Here is a 17,341-nt window from a genome sequence, read left to right on the forward strand (position 1 = left end):
TTCTTAGGGGTCCCCCACGCCGGCACGGAGGTGGGGGACCACCAGTGGGGTGCCCGATTGCGGGTCGTCCATGATCTCGGCGCGCAGGCCGAAGATCCCGTGTACCAGCTCCGAGGTCAGGATGGACCGTGGGGATCCCTGCGCCCGAATCGCCCCGTCCTTCATCACCACCAGGTCCGAGGCGAAACGTGCCGCTTGGTTCAGGTCGTGCAGCACGGCCACGATCGTCCGGCCCTCCCGATTGAGCTCGGCAAACAGCTCCAGCAAATCGTATTGGTGGGCGATGTCCAAAAACGTCGTCGGCTCGTCGAGCAGGATGATGTCCGTGTCCTGGGCCAGCACCATGGCCAACCATGCACGCTGGCGTTGACCGCCGGAAAGGGAGGCCACGGGCGTTTTTTCAGACCCGAGGAGCCGGGTGCGTTCCAAGGCCCCGGCGATGGCCACGTCGTCGGCAGGGGACCATTGGCGCAGCAGCGTGTGATGGGGGTGCCGGCCGCGGGCCACGAGCTCCCCGACGGTGATCCCCTCCGGGGCCATCGCCCCCTGCGGCAGCAACGACACCCGGCGGGCCATGGTCCGCCCGCGCAGGCGCGCCACCGGTTCCCCGTCCAGGGTGATCCTTCCGGCGGCGGGCCGGTTGACCCGGGCGAAGGCCTTGAGCAGCGTGGACTTGCCGCAACCGTTCGGGCCCACGATGACCTTGAAGTCCCCTGCGTGGATGTCCAGGTCGAGGTTCTCCACGATGGTGCGGTTCCCGTAGCCCAGGCGGAGGGCCTCTGCCCGCAGGACGGGATCACGGGTCGGGGGTTCGGGGGTTGGGCGGCTCATGCCTGCCCCTTTCTGAATTCGTGGACGAGCAGAAGGCCCAGGTAGACCCCGCCGATGGCCAAGGTGAGGATCCCGACCGGCAGGGCCTTCGCCCAGGGGGCTTGTTGGGCGACGAGGTCGGCGGCCACCAGGAGCACGGCACCGGTCAGCCCGGAGAGCAGCAATTGGGGTCGGCCGCTGGCGGCCAGGCGCCGGGCGATATGCGGGGCGGTCAGGGCGATGAAGGCGATCGGCCCCGCGACGGCGACCGCCCCACCGGCGAGGATGACGCTGAGCAGGACGGCACGACGGCGGGTGCTCACCGCCGGGGAGCCGAGACCTTGGGCGACGTCGTCCCCCATTTCACTCAAGGCCAGCGGGACGCTCAGGAGGGCCAGCGGGATCGCACAGACGGCCAGCACGGTTCCGATGATCGCTGCATGCTCCCACGAACGCGCTTCGAGGCTTCCGTTCAGGTAAGCCGAGAGCATGGTCGCCTGATCACGGGCCACCAGGTAGACGACATAGTGGGTGAAGGCTGCGGCCATCGCCGAGACACCGATGCCGGCCAGGATCATGCGCAGCGGATTGCCGAACCCGGTTCCGGTGCCGAGGGCGACGAGCCCGACCGCGGCAGCAGCACCAAGCACCGAACCCATGGGGATCGAGGCAGCCCCGGGCAGCAGCAGACCAAAGAGGGCGGCACCCGCACCGGCTCCGGCGCTGACACCGATGACGTCGGGGCTGCCCAACGGGTTGCGGGTCACCGACTGGAACAGGGCACCCGAGAGGCCCAGGGCCGCCCCCGCGCCGACGGCCACGACCAAACGCGGGCCGCGTAATGTCCCGAGCACGAAGGCCTGCTTACCGTCCTCGGCCCCGCCGAGGAGCGCCACGAAGAGTCTGGACGGTTCGATCCCGAGCCCGCCCATCGTCAGAGTCGCACATCCCCCCACCAGCACAGCAACCACCAGCAGGAACCCGACGGCCAGAGACCGTCGTGAAAGTGGCAGGGCGATGCCGGCGCCCAGGCGCAGGACCGGGCCGACGATCCGGGACGATGCCGACACCTGCGCGGATGGGGCTGCATCGCGCATCGGAGACGCCGGGTCCGCCCCACCGTCGTGCCCCGGACGTGCCGGACGCGTGGTCAGATCACTCATGAGCGGTCCCCGAGTTTCCTGACCACCAGCAGCAGGACCGGGGCCCCCACGAACGCGGTGACCACACCCACCATGAGTTCCTGCGGGCGCAGCAACACCCTGCCGATGACGTCGGCGGCGAGCAGGACGACGGGCCCGACCAGAAGGGATCCGATGAGTTGACGGCGCATATCCAGTCCGACCAGGGCCCGGACGATATGCGGTACGGCCAATCCGATGAAGGCAATTGGCCCGACGGCGGCGGTGGCGGCGGCACTCATCAGGGTCGCCGCTCCGAGCCCACCGGCACGGATAAGCCCAGTATGCACGCCGAGCCCCGTGGCGGCATCGTTGCCCAGGGCCAGTGCGTTCATTCCTCCGGCGACGGCGAACGCCATGACGAGACCCAGCAGCAAGAACGGCAGGACGGAGAAGAGTTGGGCAGAGGCGCCGTGGTGCAGGGATCCGACGACCCAGAAACGGTAGTTGTCGAAGGTTTGGGGCAGACTGAGCGCGATCCCCTGGACGTAGGCGGTGAGCACCGCGGTGACGACGGCGCCGGCCAGAATCAGTCGCACCAGGTTGGCGCTGCCGGATCCCGCGGTGCCCACGACGTAGACGGCTACCGCTGCCATCCCGGCCCCGGCCAGGGCCACCCAGACCGCCGCCGGGGATCCCAAGGTCAGGCCGAAAAGTGCCGTGCAGGTGACCATGGCCGCCGCAGCACCGGCATTGATGCCCAGCAGGCCGGGGTCGGCTAGCGGGTTGCCGGTGGCGCTTTGCATCAGGGTCCCGGCCACGGCCAGGGCGGCGCCGACGGCGACACCGAGCAGGGTGCGTTGGTAGCGGGCGTCGAATACGGCGGCCAAATAAGGGTCCGCGTGACCGCCGAGGGCGTCGAAAACCTGGGCCAGGGTGGTGGGCTTGGAGCCCAGGGTCAGGCTCGCCAGAACGACGACGGCCAACACCAGCAGGCAGCCCAGGTACACGGGGGGCACGCGCGGCAAGCCCGGACGGGGCGTCCGGGCCTGCCGCGTGCCGCTGGTGGTGGTGCCGAGGGTGCTGATGGCTGGGTTACTTCCCGGCCTGGTCGATGGCCTCGTCGATCATCGGGAGGTAGCGGTCCACGGCGTACGGGACCGTCAGCGGGTTGATCATCGAGGAGGCCGTGACGAAGGCGTTGTCATCGCTGGCGACCACCGCGCCCTTCTTGATGGCGGGGATCTGGGCGTAGAGCTTATTCGAGAGGGCCTGCTTGCGGGCTGCCGCGTCGGAGTAGAACGTGAAGATCAGGTCGCTGTCATTGAGCTGGTCGGCATTTTCGTAGCCGATGACCGCCGAATCGGTGCCTTCGGTCTCCTTCATCTTTTCCACTGCGGGATCGACCTTCAGCCCCAGGGCCTCGACCATGGCTGCGCGCTGTTCGGTGGGTTTGAAGACCCCCAAGGTGTCGGGGGTGGTGTAGATATAGGAAAAGGTGTGCTCGGCAAAGCCGGGGTGCTCCTCGGCGACGGCAGAGAGCTGCTGCTCCAGATCTGCGACCAGGTCCTGGGCCTCGGTTTCCTCTCCGAGCGCCTGGCCGACGATGTCCATCTGCTCATCCCAGTCGATGCTCCAGGCCTGATCCGGGTAGGCGACGGTCGGGGCGATGGCGTTGAGAGTGTCGAACTGTTCCTGAGTCAGGCCCGACCAAGGGGCCAGGATGACGTCCGGTTCCAAATCGACGATTTTTTCCATGTCCAGCTTCTCCCCGGCCCCGACGAGTTCCGGTAGCTTCCCACCATCCTTCTCCACCGCCTCGTGGATCCACGGCAGGTAGCCGGTGTCATCGGCAGCCCAGGCGTACTCCTCCATCCCGACGGGGATGGTGCCTAGGGCGATCGAGGTTTCCGTGGAACCCTGGCCGAGGGTGATGACCCGCTCCGGTTTCTCGGGGATCTTTGCTTCGCCCAGGGCACTATCGATCGTCACGGGAAAGCCGGCGGAATCGCCGGAGGAAGCCTCCTGGGCGTCTCCAGCGGCCGACTCGCCTCCCGCGCAGCCCGTCAGCATAAGGGCCGATGCGGCAGTCAGGGCCACGGTCGCACCGAGGGATCGCAGAGGTGAAAAGGGCATGAATATCCTTAGGTGATGCGGCCCCGCAGGGGTCCGACGTGACTCCAAAAATGTACAGAGTTAGGTTACCCCAACCTAACATCCTCTGTACAACGTCACGAGTTCATCACCTAATTATCTGTCGGTGTTCCTAGAGCCAGCCCCGCTCCGCGGCGATACCGGCGGCCTCGATCCGGTTGACCGCCCCGGTTTTGCCGATGGCTGCGGACAGGTGGTTCCGCACGGTCCCCGCGGAGAGGTGCAGAGCCTCCGAGATCGCCGCGACGGTCTTGCCGTCGCGGGCCAGCGCGAGGGTTTCGCGTTCCCGTTCGGTCAGCGGGTTCCGGCCCTCGGATAACGAGGTGGCCGCCAGCTGGGGGTCCACCACCCGCAACCCGGCATGGACCTTGCGGATGGCCTCGGCCAGCTCGGCTGCCGGGGTGTCCTTGACGACGAACCCGCTGGCTCCTGCCTGCAGCGCTTCGCGGAGATAGCCGGTCCTGCCGAAGGTGGTCACCATCAACGTCCGGCAGCCGGGCACCTCCTGGTGGATCCGGCGGGCGGCTTCGATCCCGTCCAGAACCGGCATCTGGATATCCAGGACGCACACGTCGACCTCCCGGGACGCTGCCAGTTCGACGGCGGCCAACCCGTTATCGGCTTCGGCGACGACGTCCAGGTCGGTTTCGAGCCCCAATAGTGCCACCAGGGCACCGCGCACCAGCGCCTGGTCGTCGGCGACGAGGATCCTGATGCTCACCAGCTGGCCTCCACTCGGGCTCCGCCGAGCTCTGCCGCTCCGATGCGGAAACCCGCTCCCGCTTCGGCCATGCGCTCGCTCATTCCACAGACCCCGTTCCCGGCAGTGCTGGCCCCCCATCCGACGCCGTCGTCCTCGACGGTCAGCGAGTCGGGGCCGAAGCGGATCACGCAGCGGGTGGCGTGGGCGTGGCGCAGTACGTTCGTGCCCGCCTCGCGCAGCAGCCAGCCCAGCGGCCCATGGAACTTCTGCGGGACCTGCCCGGCGGGCTCGCCTTCGATGTCGACGTCGATCCCTGCCCCGGTGAGCGTGATCCGCAGCGCCTCGAGCTGATTGGGCAGGTCATTCCCCAGCAGGCCACCCACCGTGGTCCTGACATCTGAGAGGGCTCCACGCACCAACGAACGGATTTCAGCGATTTCCGCACGGCTGCGTTCGGGATCGTCGGTGATGAGCCGTTCGGCGAGTTCGGCCTTCACGGCCACCACGGTCAGCGTATGGCCCAGGACGTCGTGCACATCCCGGGCGACGCGTTCGCGTTCGGAGACCACTGCGAGGTCGGCCCGGATCTCGTCACTGCGTGTCCCGGCCTCGATGAAGGCGAACGTCACCATGTTCAGCACGAAGATCCCCGCCTGGATGGCGACGATGTACAGGTAGGCGGTCACGTCCCCGGCAAGCGCCGACAACAGGAGGGTCAACCCGATGCTGGCGATGCCCACCACCCAGGCCCCGGCCCGCGGCAGCAGGAAACACGCATAGGCGATCAGGAACGGGCTCATGTAGATCGTGTCCAGGCCGATGATGGCGCCCATCCCGAGCATGATGGCGACCAGGGCGCCCAAGCCCAGCGGAGTCCAACGAACCCACTTTGCTTCCGGGTCCAACCGGTTGCCCAGGATGAAGCCGGTCAGGTAGACGCCGATGAACACGGCAATCAGCAGCAGAGCCAGGGTCAGTAATCCGGGGCCGAGGTCGGCTTGGATCACTGCGGCGACGGTATAGCCCAGGAAAATAAGCCAGATGGCCGAGAGGAGCCAGCCGTGGCGTTCCCAACCGCTCCGGGCAGAAGCCCCGTCGGCGGCCGCGGCCGAGATGCGGGCTGCGGCCCGGGTTTCGGGGATGGTCATCTCGCCGTCTCCTAGCGGCGTGCCTGGCCGCGGCGAACGGCCAGTACCGCGACGGTTCCGAAGATGAGAAGCCATGCCACCAGATTAGCGATCAACCCCCATAATGGGTCGACGTCGGGCGACTGGGCCTGCGCGCCCTCCAGGATCGGCCACCGCACCAGCCCCACATACCCGTACATGGGGGTGAAGCGTGCGACCTGCAGCAGGGTTCCGGTCAACGGGATGAAGACGTTCCCGAGGAAGGCCACCAGCACCAAGGCGCCGGAGGCGACGCCCATGGCCGAGTCGCTTTTGAAGAGCATCGCGATGGCGTACCCGAAGAGGGAGAACAGGACCGACCCGATCAACGCGATGACGAAGGTGACCGGCCACATCCACGCGCTATCGACGCGGGCACCGGTGAGGGCACCGACCACGAAGACCACGGCGATGGCCAGCGCCGTGATGGCTAAAGCGACCACCGCCTTGCCGGCGACGAAGCCTGCCGGACGCAGCGGAGTCAGGGCAATCTGCCGGCCCCAGCCTTGCATCAGCTCGACGGCGGCGACACCGGTGACGGCGGTGGCTGCCACCGAGGCGCCGTAGGCGGCCATCGAGGCCATGATGTAGAACTTCACGTTGCCGTGGCCGGAGGCCTGATCACCGTAGCCGAAGGACAGACCGAAAATCACGTACATCAGGGCCGGAAGGATCAGGACGAACATCAGGTTCATGACGTCGCGCAGCTGGCGGGTCAGATCGATGCGGATAAAGGTGGCATTCATGATGGTTCCTCTGTCGTGGGGGCGTAGCGGGGCGAGGTTCAGGCGCCGGCCGTTTCAGGGGCCGGCTGATTCGTCATCTGCACAAAGGCGTTCTCCAGGCTGGGGGCCGAGATTTCCAGGTTGGTTCCGCCACCGCGCGTCAATAGATGCCGGGCGACGGCATCGGAGTCCGTGGCGGTGATGGTCACGCGTGGACCGTTCACCATCACCTCGGTGACCCCGCCCAGGGCTCGGAGTTCGGCCAGCCGTGGATCGGCCGAGGCGATGGTTCCGTGTTCCTGCAGGGTCGCCGCAACGGTGCGACCGGAGGCCAGCGCCCTGACGTTGGCGGTGGTTCCATCGGCGATGATCTTCCCGGCGTTCATCAACACGATGCGCTGGGCGAAGCTCTCGGCCTCCTCCAGGTAGTGGGTGGCGAAGATGACCGTACGTCCCGCGGTGGCGTCCTGGCGCATGGTGGCCCAGAAGGCCCGGCGGGCGTTGACATCCATGCCGGCTGTCGGCTCATCGAGGATCAGCACATCAGGGTCCGGCAGCAGGGCCAGGGCGAACTTGAGCCGCTGCTGCTCGCCACCGGAGCACTTGACCACCTTGCGGTGGGCCAACCGGCCGATGTCGGTGGCCTCCATGACCTCTTGGACCCGGTTCTTGGCTCCGTACAGGGACGCAATGGCCAGGACGGTCTCGTGGACCGAGAGGTCCCGGAGCAGGCCACCGGTTTGCAGCAGGGCGGAGACCCGTCCGGCACGGACCGCTTCGTGGGGTTTGCTGCCGAAGATGCCGACCGTCCCGGAGGTGGGATCGGTCAGTCCCAGGGCCATGTCGATGGCCGTGGTCTTTCCCGCACCGTTGGGGCCGAGCAGGGCGACGATCTCTCCCGGGTCGACACGCAGGCTGATGCCGTCAACGGCGTTGAGTCGGCCGCCGTCGACGGAGAAGGTCTTGCGTACATCCTGGAGTTCGAGGGCTGCTGTCGTGGTGTCCATGAGACCAGTCTTCCCGCAGGCGGTCTGTGGCACCTCTGGCAGTGATCACCTTCTGACCATGACCGTTGTCATGGCCGCGCCCGAGGAGCCCGGCCCCTGCACCCTCCCGGGTTCCCGGGGCTCAGGCCCGATTCCTCCCGATGGGCGGGAAGAGCGTGACGGTGAGATCCGGGTCGGGCATATCTGGGTCGAAGGGGAACAGGGGGCGTTCAATGTTCCGGTGGCCCAGTCTCAGAAGGTCCTGGTCCACGCCTCCGGGGGTCAGTGCCAGCATCCAGTCGGCGGCCAATTCGAAGAGTTCAGGTTCCAGATAGCCGATCTTCACGATGACCAGGTCCGCCTCCGAGACGTCCAGCCCGGCCGCTTCGAAATCCGTGATCCGGTGGTATGGCTTGCGGCGTTCGGTAATGATCGCTTCGATCGAGCCGACCTTGACCACGGCGACACGGCCCGACGTGTCATCCCCGGCGCTGACCTGCAGCACTGCCCCGTCCAGGAGAACCGGTCCGGAGTGTAGATGGTCGACCGCTGCTCCGGCCGAAACCCTGATGCGTGCCCCGACACCGGCCTGGTGGCATGCCTCCACCGCCGCCTCATCGAAAAGGGATGCCACCACGGTGCGTGGCCCTCCCGCACGAAATCTCGGATCCTCGATCAGTCGGGTCAACGTCCAGGTCACATCCCCTGAGCCTCCAGCCGTCGGGTTGTCCCCGGAATCAGACAGCATGTAGGGGCGGGGCGCGTCGTGAGCGAGCGCCACCTCGAGACAGTCGGCCAAGGGGGCTGCGGGGGCGACGAACACGAAGTCGGCCCGTGCTTCCCAATACCTGCGGGCCAGTTCGGTGGCCTGGGCTGCCGCAAGATCGGCGTCGTCGCCGGTGACGACCACGCACGCTGAGCACCGTGGTTCGTCGGCCCAGGCGTAGCCGACCCAGAGGGAAGCATCCACGATGCCCTCCAGGGCTTCAATGCCCGGGATCGCCGCGTAGATGCCCCGCGCCGGTTCCAGTCGGGTGGAGGTCTTCTCTCCGGGCAGGAGGACGGGGATCCGCACGTAGGCCTTCGCCGGGGCCCCGGTCCCCTCGAGCAACCGGGTAGTCAGATTCACCATGGCCCGCGTCTTCGTCTGCTGCTCGTCCTCATGCGGGGCCATGCGGTAACACGTGATCAGATCGCAGGCTTCCACCAGTTCCGCCGAAACATTGCCGTGTAGGTCCATCGGGGCCGATATCAATGTCCGTGGTGTTCCCGCCGCCGCACTGGACGCGTCGAGGGCGGCGCGGACGGCGCAGGCCAGATCGGCTTCGGCGTCCTGCCTCCCGAGGACCGTCATGGCCCCGTGGATGTCCAGCAGGAAACCATCGAAGGGCCCTGCGGCACGGATCATGTCCAGCAGCTCGGTCTTCAACGCCTCATAGACCTCCTCCAGGACCATGCCGCCGGGAAGGGATCGGGCGTGGACCAAAGGTACCCAGTCAGCTTCTTCGGCCACCGCCTGATCGTCGCCGGGGCCGTCGGACTGCAGAACCGAGTAGCGGGCAAGCAATTCGTCGTCGTGCGTGAATCTGAAGGCTTCGAACCCCGATCGGTGCGGGGAGAAGTTCGAGGACTCGATGGACATTCCGCCCACACCGATGCGTGGACGTCCACCCCGACGGAGCATCAGCGTCCCTGCTGGAAGCGGATGATCCGTTCGATGGCTTCGGCGACGGCTTCCTGGCCGGCGGCGAAGCTCAACCGCACCGCCCGGCGTCCACCAACGGCATCGAAATCGGCGCCGGGCACCAGGGCTACCCCTTCCTGCTCCAACAGGGCGGCGCAGTAGGCCGTGGAATCGGCGAAACCCTCTAGGGCCTCCCCCAGGTCCGCGTAGACGTAGAACGCCCCGTCGGCCGGGGCGGCCTGCCCCCATCCGAGCCGCGGCAGGTTTTCCAACAGGACCTCACGGGTGGCCCCGAACTCGGCGACGAAGGCCTCGGCTTGCCGGTACGACTCCTCGGTGAAGGCCTCCACGGCTGCCATCTGTGCTGGTGCCGGTGGGCAGAGTGCCACGTTCCCGGCGAGCGCCTCGATGGCGGGCAGCAGGTCATCGGGCACCAACGCCCAGCCCAGACGCCAGCCGGTCATCCCCCAGTATTTGGAGAAACTGGAGATGACGACGCCGGTGCGCTCCAGTTCCCAGGCGCTGACGCCCCGGGCGTCTGGAGCATCGGCGGCGGGGTAGGTGATGCCGTGGTAGATCTCGTCGCTGATCAGCCGGGCCCCGCGGGTGGCGCACCATTCGGTCAGTGCCGCCAGCTCCTCCCGGGAGACCATGGTGCCTGTCGGATTGGCCGGGGAGGCCAGCATCAGTCCGGAGATCCGCCCGTGTTCTGCGACTGCGGCATCAAGCTGCCCGGGGGTGGGTTGGTACCGGGTGGCCGGGCCGCAGTCGAGTTCGACGACGTCGATGCCCAGGGTGCGCAAGATGTTCCGGTAGGCCGGGTAGCCCGGGCGGGCCAGGGCAACCCGGTCCCCGGGGTTGAAGGCGGAAAGGAAGGTAAGCATGAACGCCCCGGAGGAGCCGGTGGTCACGGCGACGTTGGCCGCAGGGACCTCGAGGCCATACCAGCGCAGGTAGTGACCGGCGATGGCCTGACGTAGTTCGGCGATGCCCAGAGCCGGGGTATAGGTCAGCGGCATGGCCGAGGCGTGGATGGCGGTGGCCCGTTCGGACACCTCGGACGGCGCTCCGCCGCTGGGTTCGCCGGCGCAGAGGGAGATCACGTCACGTCCGGCTGCGCGCAGGTCGGCAACCCGGGACAAGATGTCCATGACCTGGAAGGAGGGCACCTGGGCCCGGGAGGCAACGGTCAAGGGCTGGTTCATGGTGCTCCTTCAGTGTCGTGGGTGCTCGATGCTGCGCCGTCGAGCCGGGCCAGGTAGTAGTGCATCGGTGCGTGGCGGATCTTGGCCGGTAAGCGGGGAAAGACCAGAGCCAGACCGCGTATCAGGGCCCGGAAGGCGGTGTCGTGCCCCGTCCCGTAGCGCAGCCCGTAGGCGGCGCGCAGTTGAGGTGTCAGCAGTCCTGCGGTGAGGATCCTGGCCACGGGCATCGATAGCCGGACCCAGGCCGGTGCATTGCGTGCTGCCAGCAGGGCCCGGCCCACACGCATGATGGTCCGATCGACCACCAGCTCGTCGTTCATGGCCTGCCAATAGGCGGCGAAGTCGGAGCGGGTGGCCGGCCAGGCCCCTTCCGGCACCCGCAGTGCGGTGCCCAGCACCGAGTACTCACGGTAGATCTTCTCGGCGGTTTCTCCCGGCAACGGACCGAAGACCGCCTCATAGACGATCATGGCGGAGTCGTAGAGGGTGGCGGCGACCCAGAGTTGGGCGTGCGGGTCGTGGGCGTCGTAGGCGGGGTGGCTGCCGTCGTCGGCGGCCTGTGAGTACACCGGGGCGTGGGCCCGTTCGACCCACGCACGGGCGGCCGCGGCCTGGCCCGGCGTGCCGTTGGTGAGGGCGTAGATGTAGGTCAGGGTGCCGTGTAGTCGGGCCAAGGGGTCTTCGACGAACCCCGAATGACGTGACACCCCGTGCCCGACCGGCGGATAGGCCAACTGCAAGAGAATCGCCCGGCCGGCCCCGGCGAGCATGACAGATTCGGGGGCCATGTCGGCGATCGACTGTGGCGAGGTGGTGCTGCGACTAAAGATCCCCATGACAGAGATGCTAGTGCCCTTTCACGGGCACCGTCCTACTCCGAGGCGGCGAGCTGGCCGCAGGCGCCGTCGATCTCCTTGCCGCGGGTATCGCGCAGCGTGGTCGGGATCCCGGCGTCGATCAGGCGGTTGATGAACTCGTCGGTGATTTCCGGCTCCGAGGACGTCCAGACCGAGCCCGGGGTGGGGTTCAACGGGATCGGGTTCACGTGCACCCAGCCACGGCCGCGCTTATTGAGCTTCTTCGCCAGCAGGTCGGCGCGCCAGGCGTGATCGTTCATGTCCTTGATCAGCGCGTATTCGATCGATACCCGTCGCCCGGTGGCCTTGTAGTAGTTATAGGCCGCGTCGATGGCCTCATCGGCCTTCCACCGCGAGTTCACCGGGATGAGTTCATCACGCAGTTCATCGTCGGGGGCGTGCAGGCTCAACGCGAAGGTGATCGGGATGTCCTCGGCGGCCAGCTTGTTGATGGCCGGGACCAGACCCACCGTGGAGATGGTGATGTTGCGGGCACTCATACCCAGCCCCTCGGGGGCGTCGTCGATCATCCGGTGCACGGCGTTCATGACCCGCTTATAGTTGGCCAGCGGCTCGCCCATGCCCATGAACACGATGTTGGTGACACGTTCGGCGTCGTACCCCCCATCGCGGCGGCCTCCACCGAGCCCGCCTTCGGCGATCACCCGGTTGGCCTGGACGATCTGGTCCAGAATCTCAGCGGCAGACATGTTCCGTGTCAGCCCGGCCTGGCCGGTGGCGCAGAAGGGGCAGTTCATGCCGCAGCCACACTGGCTGGACACGCACAGGGTCACCCGGCCGGGGTAGCGCATCAGCACTGACTCGACCAGGGAGCCGTCGAAAAGCCGCCACAGGAACTTGACAGTGTCCCCGTTGTCGGTGGTCAGACGCTTCACCTGGGTGAGCAGCGGGGGGAACATGGCGTCAACCAGTTCCTGGCGGCGCTCCTTGGGCAGATCGCTCATCTGCTCCGGGTCGGTGGTGTAGTGCTGGAAATAGTGCACGGAGAGCTGCTTGGCCCGGAACTTCGGCAGGCCGAGTTCGACGAGCTTGGCCTGGCGTTCGGCCAGCGTCAGGTCGGCCAGGTGAACCGGCGGCTGGGAGACGCGCGCCTTGGACTTGAACTCCAGCTTCGGCCGCCCGTCGGGGGCCATGGCCTGGGTCCAACCCTCTGCTGTAGGGCGAACCTGGGCACGACCTTCCTGCCGGGCGCGGTTCTCCGACATGCGGGAACGCTCGGTGGAATCGGGGGCTGCGGTCTCTTCAGGGGTACTCATTACACCCATTGTCCCATGCGCGTCCACCCGGCGCCCATTCAGGCCTCGGGGGCCGGGTTTTCCTGAGTGGTTTCTCGTTTCGTTTCGGCCCGTTGGACGGCACGACGACGAAGTTTCGGCTTGCGTTGAACGGAGGGCGCGGGCAGGTTACGGGTTTCCCACCAACTGATCACGTTGTTGATGGCCCGGCCCAGAACCAGCGAGACGACGATGGCCAGCAACACGGCGACTTCGGTGGACAAACCGTCCCAGACGCCGGAGAGCAAGCCCACCCCGACGGAGTACACGGACCAGACCACCCCGGCGATAAGTGAGTGCTGGAGGAAGACCCGCCAGGTATGCGGAACCAGGGCGGAGCCGATGTTCATCGTCAGCCGGCCCATGGGGATGAACCTCGAGGTCATCACGAGCGGCAGGTCGTTGTATTTCAGTCGGCTGCGGGTCGCCGCCAAGGCCGCCTGCCACCGCCGTCCGGCCAGGATGCGCCAGTTCACGACGTCAAAGCGCACAGCCAGCGCGTAGGTCGCCGCATCCCCGGCGAGCGCACCGACCAACATGGAAGCGCCGAGCAGGAAGGGATTCAATGAGTCAGTATTCGCCGCTAGGGCCCCCAGCGCCACATAGAGCGTCGTACTGGGGACCGGGGGAATCAACGCTGAGAGGGCAACCATCACCGCACCGAAGAGGTAGACCCACATCCCGTCGAGGGAGCGCAGTCCCTCGCCCACTTCATTCACTGATGCTCCCTCGCATTGCGCGTGTTGGCTCCCCGGACGAACAACGATCCTAGTGCAGTGGCCGTGACTACACCGCAGCGCCGCTCGGGACCGGTACCTCGATCAGGATGCCTCCCACGGCAGCGGAGCTTCCTTCGCCAGCGGATGCAGCGGGATCACCAGGACCGGGCGTCCCTGTCGGTGGGCCAGATGTACCGCCACGGATCCGCCCAGGAACTCCCGAAAGCCCGAGCCGAAACTCGGTTCCCGCGTGCCGACGACGATCATCGCCGCATCCCGTTCCTCGGCGAAGGCCGCCAAAGCCGCCGCCGTATCCCCGACCAGGCACTGGGTGGACCACTCCACCTCGAGGCCGCTCATGAGGCCTTCGATCCTGCGGCGTACTTCAGGGTCGAAGGTGGGTTCGGCTGGTTCATCGCTGTCCGGATCGATCGGTGCGGACCACGTCGAGCCGTCGGCGCCGATAACGGCATATCGGCTGGGATCCACGGTGGCAAACAGTGCCAACGCACCATACTGCCGGGCGACGTCGGCCCCGGCCCGGATCAGTTCTTCCCGTGGTCGAGGAGGGACCCCGACGACGATGCATGCCCTGCTCGACGATCCGGTGGATGGTGGGATGGTCACGACGGTCCTCCACTTCGGCGAATGTGTTGCCCACTATCCCAGACCCGGGACACCCGCGTGAAGTGACTGCCCTTTCCCGGAAACAGTTGCAGACTGGAAATGGCGATGGAGCTCGCCAGAACCGCGGAATTCCGCTGATGGCTCCTACCGGCAGTACCGGGCGCAGAACGCCCGGAAACGGGTAGAGGAGTGCGCCATGGAGACCACCGCAACGACACCGCGGCGACCGGCCAGCGTGCTCTTCCCACCGGATATGGCCGATGAGCCGTTGAATCAGGAACCGCCGTCGTGTTTCCACGACCTCATGCTCGACCAACTGGCTGCCTCGCTGATGCTCGGCCGTGAGGAGTACGACCTCGGTCCTTTTCTCTACACACCCCTAGTGGACCCCGAAGCCATCATCTATCGCCAGGCAGTGGTCACCGATCTACTCCGTCCGGAACTCCGTGACCACCTTCAGGACTTCGCCGAGGGGATGCGGCGGGCACGCAAGGAACTCAGCCAGGCCGGAGGGCTCCGTCACCTCATCCAGCAACGGGTTCGACGCCTGACGGCTCTGGGCGCCTACCAGCGGGCGGTGCGAAAGCTCGCCACCGACCTTTCCGCCGACCGCCCTGCCTCGGCCGCACTGACCGGAGTCACCGATGATCTGCGCGCCCTCGTGGAGGGCAAGGCCTTCACCGTTGCCTGGGATGAGCGTGAGGCACTGGAGGCAGGGCTGGGCGCACTCAGGTATGCCATCCACATCGAAGGCCCCAAAGTCACCGTCACCCCGGATCCTGGGGAGGGCGACTACAGCGAGGAGATCGAAGCCACGTTTGCGCGCTTTCGGCAGGCCCCCTCGACCCCCCGAAGGTTCGCCAACACGAACTATCCGGACATGAACCATGTGGAAGCATCCATCCTGGATCTGGTGGCCGAGCTCAATCCAGGGTTCTTCGAGTGTCTCCAAGGTTATGTCGACGCCCAGATCGCCGAACGTCACGCCGTCGTCGAGCGATTCACCCGTGAAATCCAGTTCTACTTGGCGTACGCGGACCTGATCGATCCGCTCAAGAACGCCGGCCTGCCCTTCTGCCTGCCACTGGTCACCGACCGCAAGGAATCCCGGGTCCGGGCGGGCTTCGACGTGGTTCTGGCAGGGCGACTCACCGCCCACGGCACGGCCGTGGTCACCAATGACTTCACCATGTCCTCAGGGGACAGGATCATCGTGGTCACCGGGGCCAATCAGGGCGGTAAGACGACCTTCGCCCGGACCTTCGGCCAACTCCACTACCTTGGCGCGCTGGGCTACCCAGTCCCCGGAAACGAGGCCCACCTCCACCTCTTCGACCGCCTGCTGACCCATTTCGAGCACGAGGAGAATCTCCACGATCTCCATGGAAAGCTCGAGGACGAGCTGATCCGGATGAAATCCATTCTCGACGAGGCAACAGGGCAAAGCATCATCATCGCCAACGAGGTCTTTGCCTCCACAGCACTCCAGGACGCCATCAGTCTGGGAACCGCCATTCTGCGCACGATCATCGAACGCGATATTGTCTGCGTCTGCGTGACCTTCGTTGATGAGCTCTCCACCCTCAGCGACACCACGGTGTCCTTGGTGGCCGCCGTCGACCCCCAGGATGCCGACCGGCGGACCTTCAGACTCGAACCACGCCCAGCCGATGGACTCGCCTATGCCCTGGCCATCTCGGCAAAGCATGGGCTCACCGAGGAACAGTTGGGGTTGCGTTTGTCATCCGGTCCTGTGGAGACCTCCGGAGGGAGGACCTGATGCGTGTCTTCCTGATGCACCGGGAGCAGGACTTCGACCCTGGCGCCGCTGCCGAAGCCCACGCCGACGATCTGGTCCAGGACCTCGAACTGCCCACGCTCATCGAGGAGATGGCCGGAGAGGACCAACTCGTGCAGGCCGTCGTCCGGACGGCCCTGCTGTGTCCACTGACCCATCCCGTGGACATCACCTATCGACAAGCCATCCTGCGCGATGCCTTCCAGCACCCCGAAACGGTGCGCGGCCTCTATGACTTGGCCGGGACCGCTTTGGAACGCGCGCACCAGGCCCGCGGGTGGATGACGGCCCGCAATCCCGTGGCCGCCCTGCAACAGGCCCTCGGGATTCTGCGGATCCTGGTCCCGGTCTTGCAGGAACTACGGACCACGGCCAGCCAACACGGCCCCGCCTTCGATTCCGAGGGGTTCTCGAGATTCTTCGGGATGGTCCTGGAGGAGCTGGGTGGGGATTTCTTCCCCACCGTCAAACAACAGCTGGCGCACCTGGACTTCCCCGGCGGTGTGAGCATGTCGGCCCGACTGGATCCCGGGGGCAAGAGCACTGAGTTGCTCCTGCAAAGGCCGGTGGAACCCCGCAAGTTCCTGGGACACCGGATGGAGACGCGGCATGCATCGGCACCATCGTTCCGGATCTCGGACCGCGACGAAACCGGTGCCAAGGAGCTGGGTGATCTGCGCGGCAGGGCCATCAGTCCGGTAGCCGCCGCCATGTCGCGTTCGACGAACCACATCCTGGACTTCTTCAGGAACCTCAGGACCGAGCTCGCCTTCTACATGGGTTGCCTGCGGCTTCAAGAGACACTGGCCGGCCGGGGAGCCAAGACTGCGTTCCCGGTCCCGACGTCGGGCACCGCCCACCAGCTGGAATGCACCGGTCTCTACGACGTTTCGCTGGCCCTGCTGTCCACGGCAGCAGTGGTCGGCAACGACATCTCGGCCCGGGACATCGGATTGATCATGATCACGGGGGCGAACCGCGGCGGAAAGTCGACGCTTCTGAGGAGTCTGGGGATGGCCCAACTGATGATGCAATGCGGGATGTTCGTCGGCGCGGACAGCTTGACGGCCAATGTCGCCGCGGGGGTGTTCACGCATTTCAAACGCGAGGAGGACACCGGACAGACCCAGGGAAAACTCGACGAAGAACTAGCGAGGATGGACGGGCTCGTGGACCGCCTGTCCCCCTCAGCATTGATGCTGTTCAACGAATCCTTCGGGGCGACCAACGAGCGTGAAGGCTCCGAAATCGGTCGGCATGTGGTCCGTGCGCTCCTGAAGGCGGGCATCAAGGTCGTCTTCGTGACCCACATGTACGACTTGGCCGGGGTGATGGCCGAGCAGGACGACGAGTCCATGCTGTTCCTGCGGGCCGATCGGGGAAGTACTTTCAAAATCGTCGAGGGCGCGCCGTTGCCCAGCAGTTACGGCGATGATCTGTACCGAAGGATCTTCACAACGACGGAGGAGGGATCGGAACCCGGGCGATGAT

General features: G+C 66.4%; 16 protein-coding genes and 1 riboswitch. Of the genes, 2 read left to right on the plus strand and 14 right to left on the minus strand.

The annotated features are described in order from the left end of the window. Positions 1 to 3: 3 nt before the first annotated feature. The 14 genes from CIK75_RS13900 to CIK75_RS13965 all read right to left on the minus strand — a co-directional run bounded on the left by CIK75_RS13900 (position 4) and on the right by CIK75_RS13965 (position 14,052). Positions 4 to 831, minus strand: a complete 828-nt coding sequence (locus tag CIK75_RS13900; protein ID WP_096224492.1) for an ABC transporter ATP-binding protein — start codon at positions 829 to 831, stop codon at positions 4 to 6. Further along, the gene (locus CIK75_RS13905) at positions 828 to 1,973 is read right to left on the minus strand and encodes an iron chelate uptake ABC transporter family permease subunit (protein WP_241895466.1); all 1,146 of its coding nucleotides are present in this window, start codon (positions 1,971 to 1,973) and stop codon (positions 828 to 830) included. The genes CIK75_RS13900 and CIK75_RS13905 overlap by 4 nt, the downstream gene beginning before the upstream one ends. Then, complete coding sequence (locus tag CIK75_RS13910) at positions 1,970 to 2,950, minus strand: iron chelate uptake ABC transporter family permease subunit (RefSeq protein ID WP_241895467.1); 981 nt, start codon at positions 2,948 to 2,950, stop codon at positions 1,970 to 1,972. The genes CIK75_RS13905 and CIK75_RS13910 overlap by 4 nt, the downstream gene beginning before the upstream one ends. Before the next feature lie 76 nt (positions 2,951 to 3,026). Beyond that, positions 3,027 to 4,067, minus strand: a complete 1,041-nt coding sequence (locus tag CIK75_RS13915; protein ID WP_096224494.1) for an iron-siderophore ABC transporter substrate-binding protein — start codon at positions 4,065 to 4,067, stop codon at positions 3,027 to 3,029. A gap of 130 nt (positions 4,068 to 4,197) precedes the next feature. After that, a complete protein-coding gene (locus tag CIK75_RS13920; protein WP_241895468.1) occupies positions 4,198 to 4,806 on the minus strand; it encodes a response regulator transcription factor in 609 nt (202 codons plus the stop codon). Then, positions 4,803 to 5,936, minus strand: a complete 1,134-nt coding sequence (locus tag CIK75_RS16595; protein WP_158225976.1) for a histidine kinase — start codon at positions 5,934 to 5,936, stop codon at positions 4,803 to 4,805. The genes CIK75_RS13920 and CIK75_RS16595 overlap by 4 nt, the downstream gene beginning before the upstream one ends. A gap of 11 nt (positions 5,937 to 5,947) precedes the next feature. Next, positions 5,948 to 6,700 (minus strand): ABC transporter permease, encoded by a 753-nt coding sequence (locus tag CIK75_RS13930; protein ID WP_096224496.1) that lies wholly within the window; start codon positions 6,698 to 6,700, stop codon positions 5,948 to 5,950. Between the two features lie 38 nt (positions 6,701 to 6,738). Next, positions 6,739 to 7,686 (minus strand): ABC transporter ATP-binding protein, encoded by a 948-nt coding sequence (locus CIK75_RS13935; protein WP_096224497.1) that lies wholly within the window; start codon positions 7,684 to 7,686, stop codon positions 6,739 to 6,741. Positions 7,687 to 7,807: 121 nt separating this feature from the next. Then, positions 7,808 to 9,349, minus strand: coding sequence for a M81 family metallopeptidase (locus CIK75_RS13940; RefSeq protein WP_096224498.1), 1,542 nt, complete (start codon positions 9,347 to 9,349; stop codon positions 7,808 to 7,810). Further along, a complete protein-coding gene (locus CIK75_RS13945) occupies positions 9,349 to 10,554 on the minus strand; it encodes an aminotransferase class I/II-fold pyridoxal phosphate-dependent enzyme (RefSeq protein ID WP_096224499.1) in 1,206 nt (401 codons plus the stop codon). Before CIK75_RS13945 ends, CIK75_RS13940 begins: the two co-directional genes overlap by 1 nt. Further along, on the minus strand, positions 10,551 to 11,390 hold the full coding sequence (locus CIK75_RS13950) for an oxygenase MpaB family protein (protein WP_096224500.1): 840 nt from the start codon (positions 11,388 to 11,390) through the stop codon (positions 10,551 to 10,553). The genes CIK75_RS13945 and CIK75_RS13950 overlap by 4 nt, the downstream gene beginning before the upstream one ends. A gap of 35 nt (positions 11,391 to 11,425) precedes the next feature. Continuing rightward, on the minus strand, positions 11,426 to 12,637 hold the full coding sequence (gene rlmN, locus CIK75_RS13955; RefSeq protein WP_241895486.1) for a 23S rRNA (adenine(2503)-C(2))-methyltransferase RlmN: 1,212 nt from the start codon (positions 12,635 to 12,637) through the stop codon (positions 11,426 to 11,428). A gap of 89 nt (positions 12,638 to 12,726) precedes the next feature. Then, complete coding sequence (locus CIK75_RS13960; RefSeq protein WP_143413354.1) at positions 12,727 to 13,425, minus strand: VTT domain-containing protein; 699 nt, start codon at positions 13,423 to 13,425, stop codon at positions 12,727 to 12,729. Between the two features lie 102 nt (positions 13,426 to 13,527). After that, complete coding sequence (locus tag CIK75_RS13965; protein WP_096224502.1) at positions 13,528 to 14,052, minus strand: universal stress protein; 525 nt, start codon at positions 14,050 to 14,052, stop codon at positions 13,528 to 13,530. A 92-nt stretch (positions 14,053 to 14,144) separates the two neighbouring features. Further along, positions 14,145 to 14,206: riboswitch (Fluoride riboswitch) on the plus strand. Positions 14,207 to 14,248: 42 nt separating this feature from the next. On the opposite strand from CIK75_RS13965, the gene CIK75_RS13970 reads away from it, so the two are divergent. Together CIK75_RS13970 and CIK75_RS13975 are read left to right on the plus strand one after the other, a co-directional pair. Continuing rightward, positions 14,249 to 15,832: a DNA mismatch repair protein MutS gene (locus tag CIK75_RS13970; protein WP_096224503.1), complete on the plus strand. Its 1,584-nt coding sequence runs from the start codon at positions 14,249 to 14,251 to the stop codon at positions 15,830 to 15,832. After that, positions 15,832 to 17,340, plus strand: a complete 1,509-nt coding sequence (locus CIK75_RS13975) for a DNA mismatch repair protein MutS (RefSeq protein WP_096224504.1) — start codon at positions 15,832 to 15,834, stop codon at positions 17,338 to 17,340. The genes CIK75_RS13970 and CIK75_RS13975 overlap by 1 nt, the downstream gene beginning before the upstream one ends. Position 17,341 lies beyond the last annotated feature (1 nt).

This window comes from Glutamicibacter sp. BW78 (assembly GCF_002332245.1).
Lineage (GTDB): Bacteria > Actinomycetota > Actinomycetes > Actinomycetales > Micrococcaceae > Arthrobacter_H > Arthrobacter_H rhombi_A.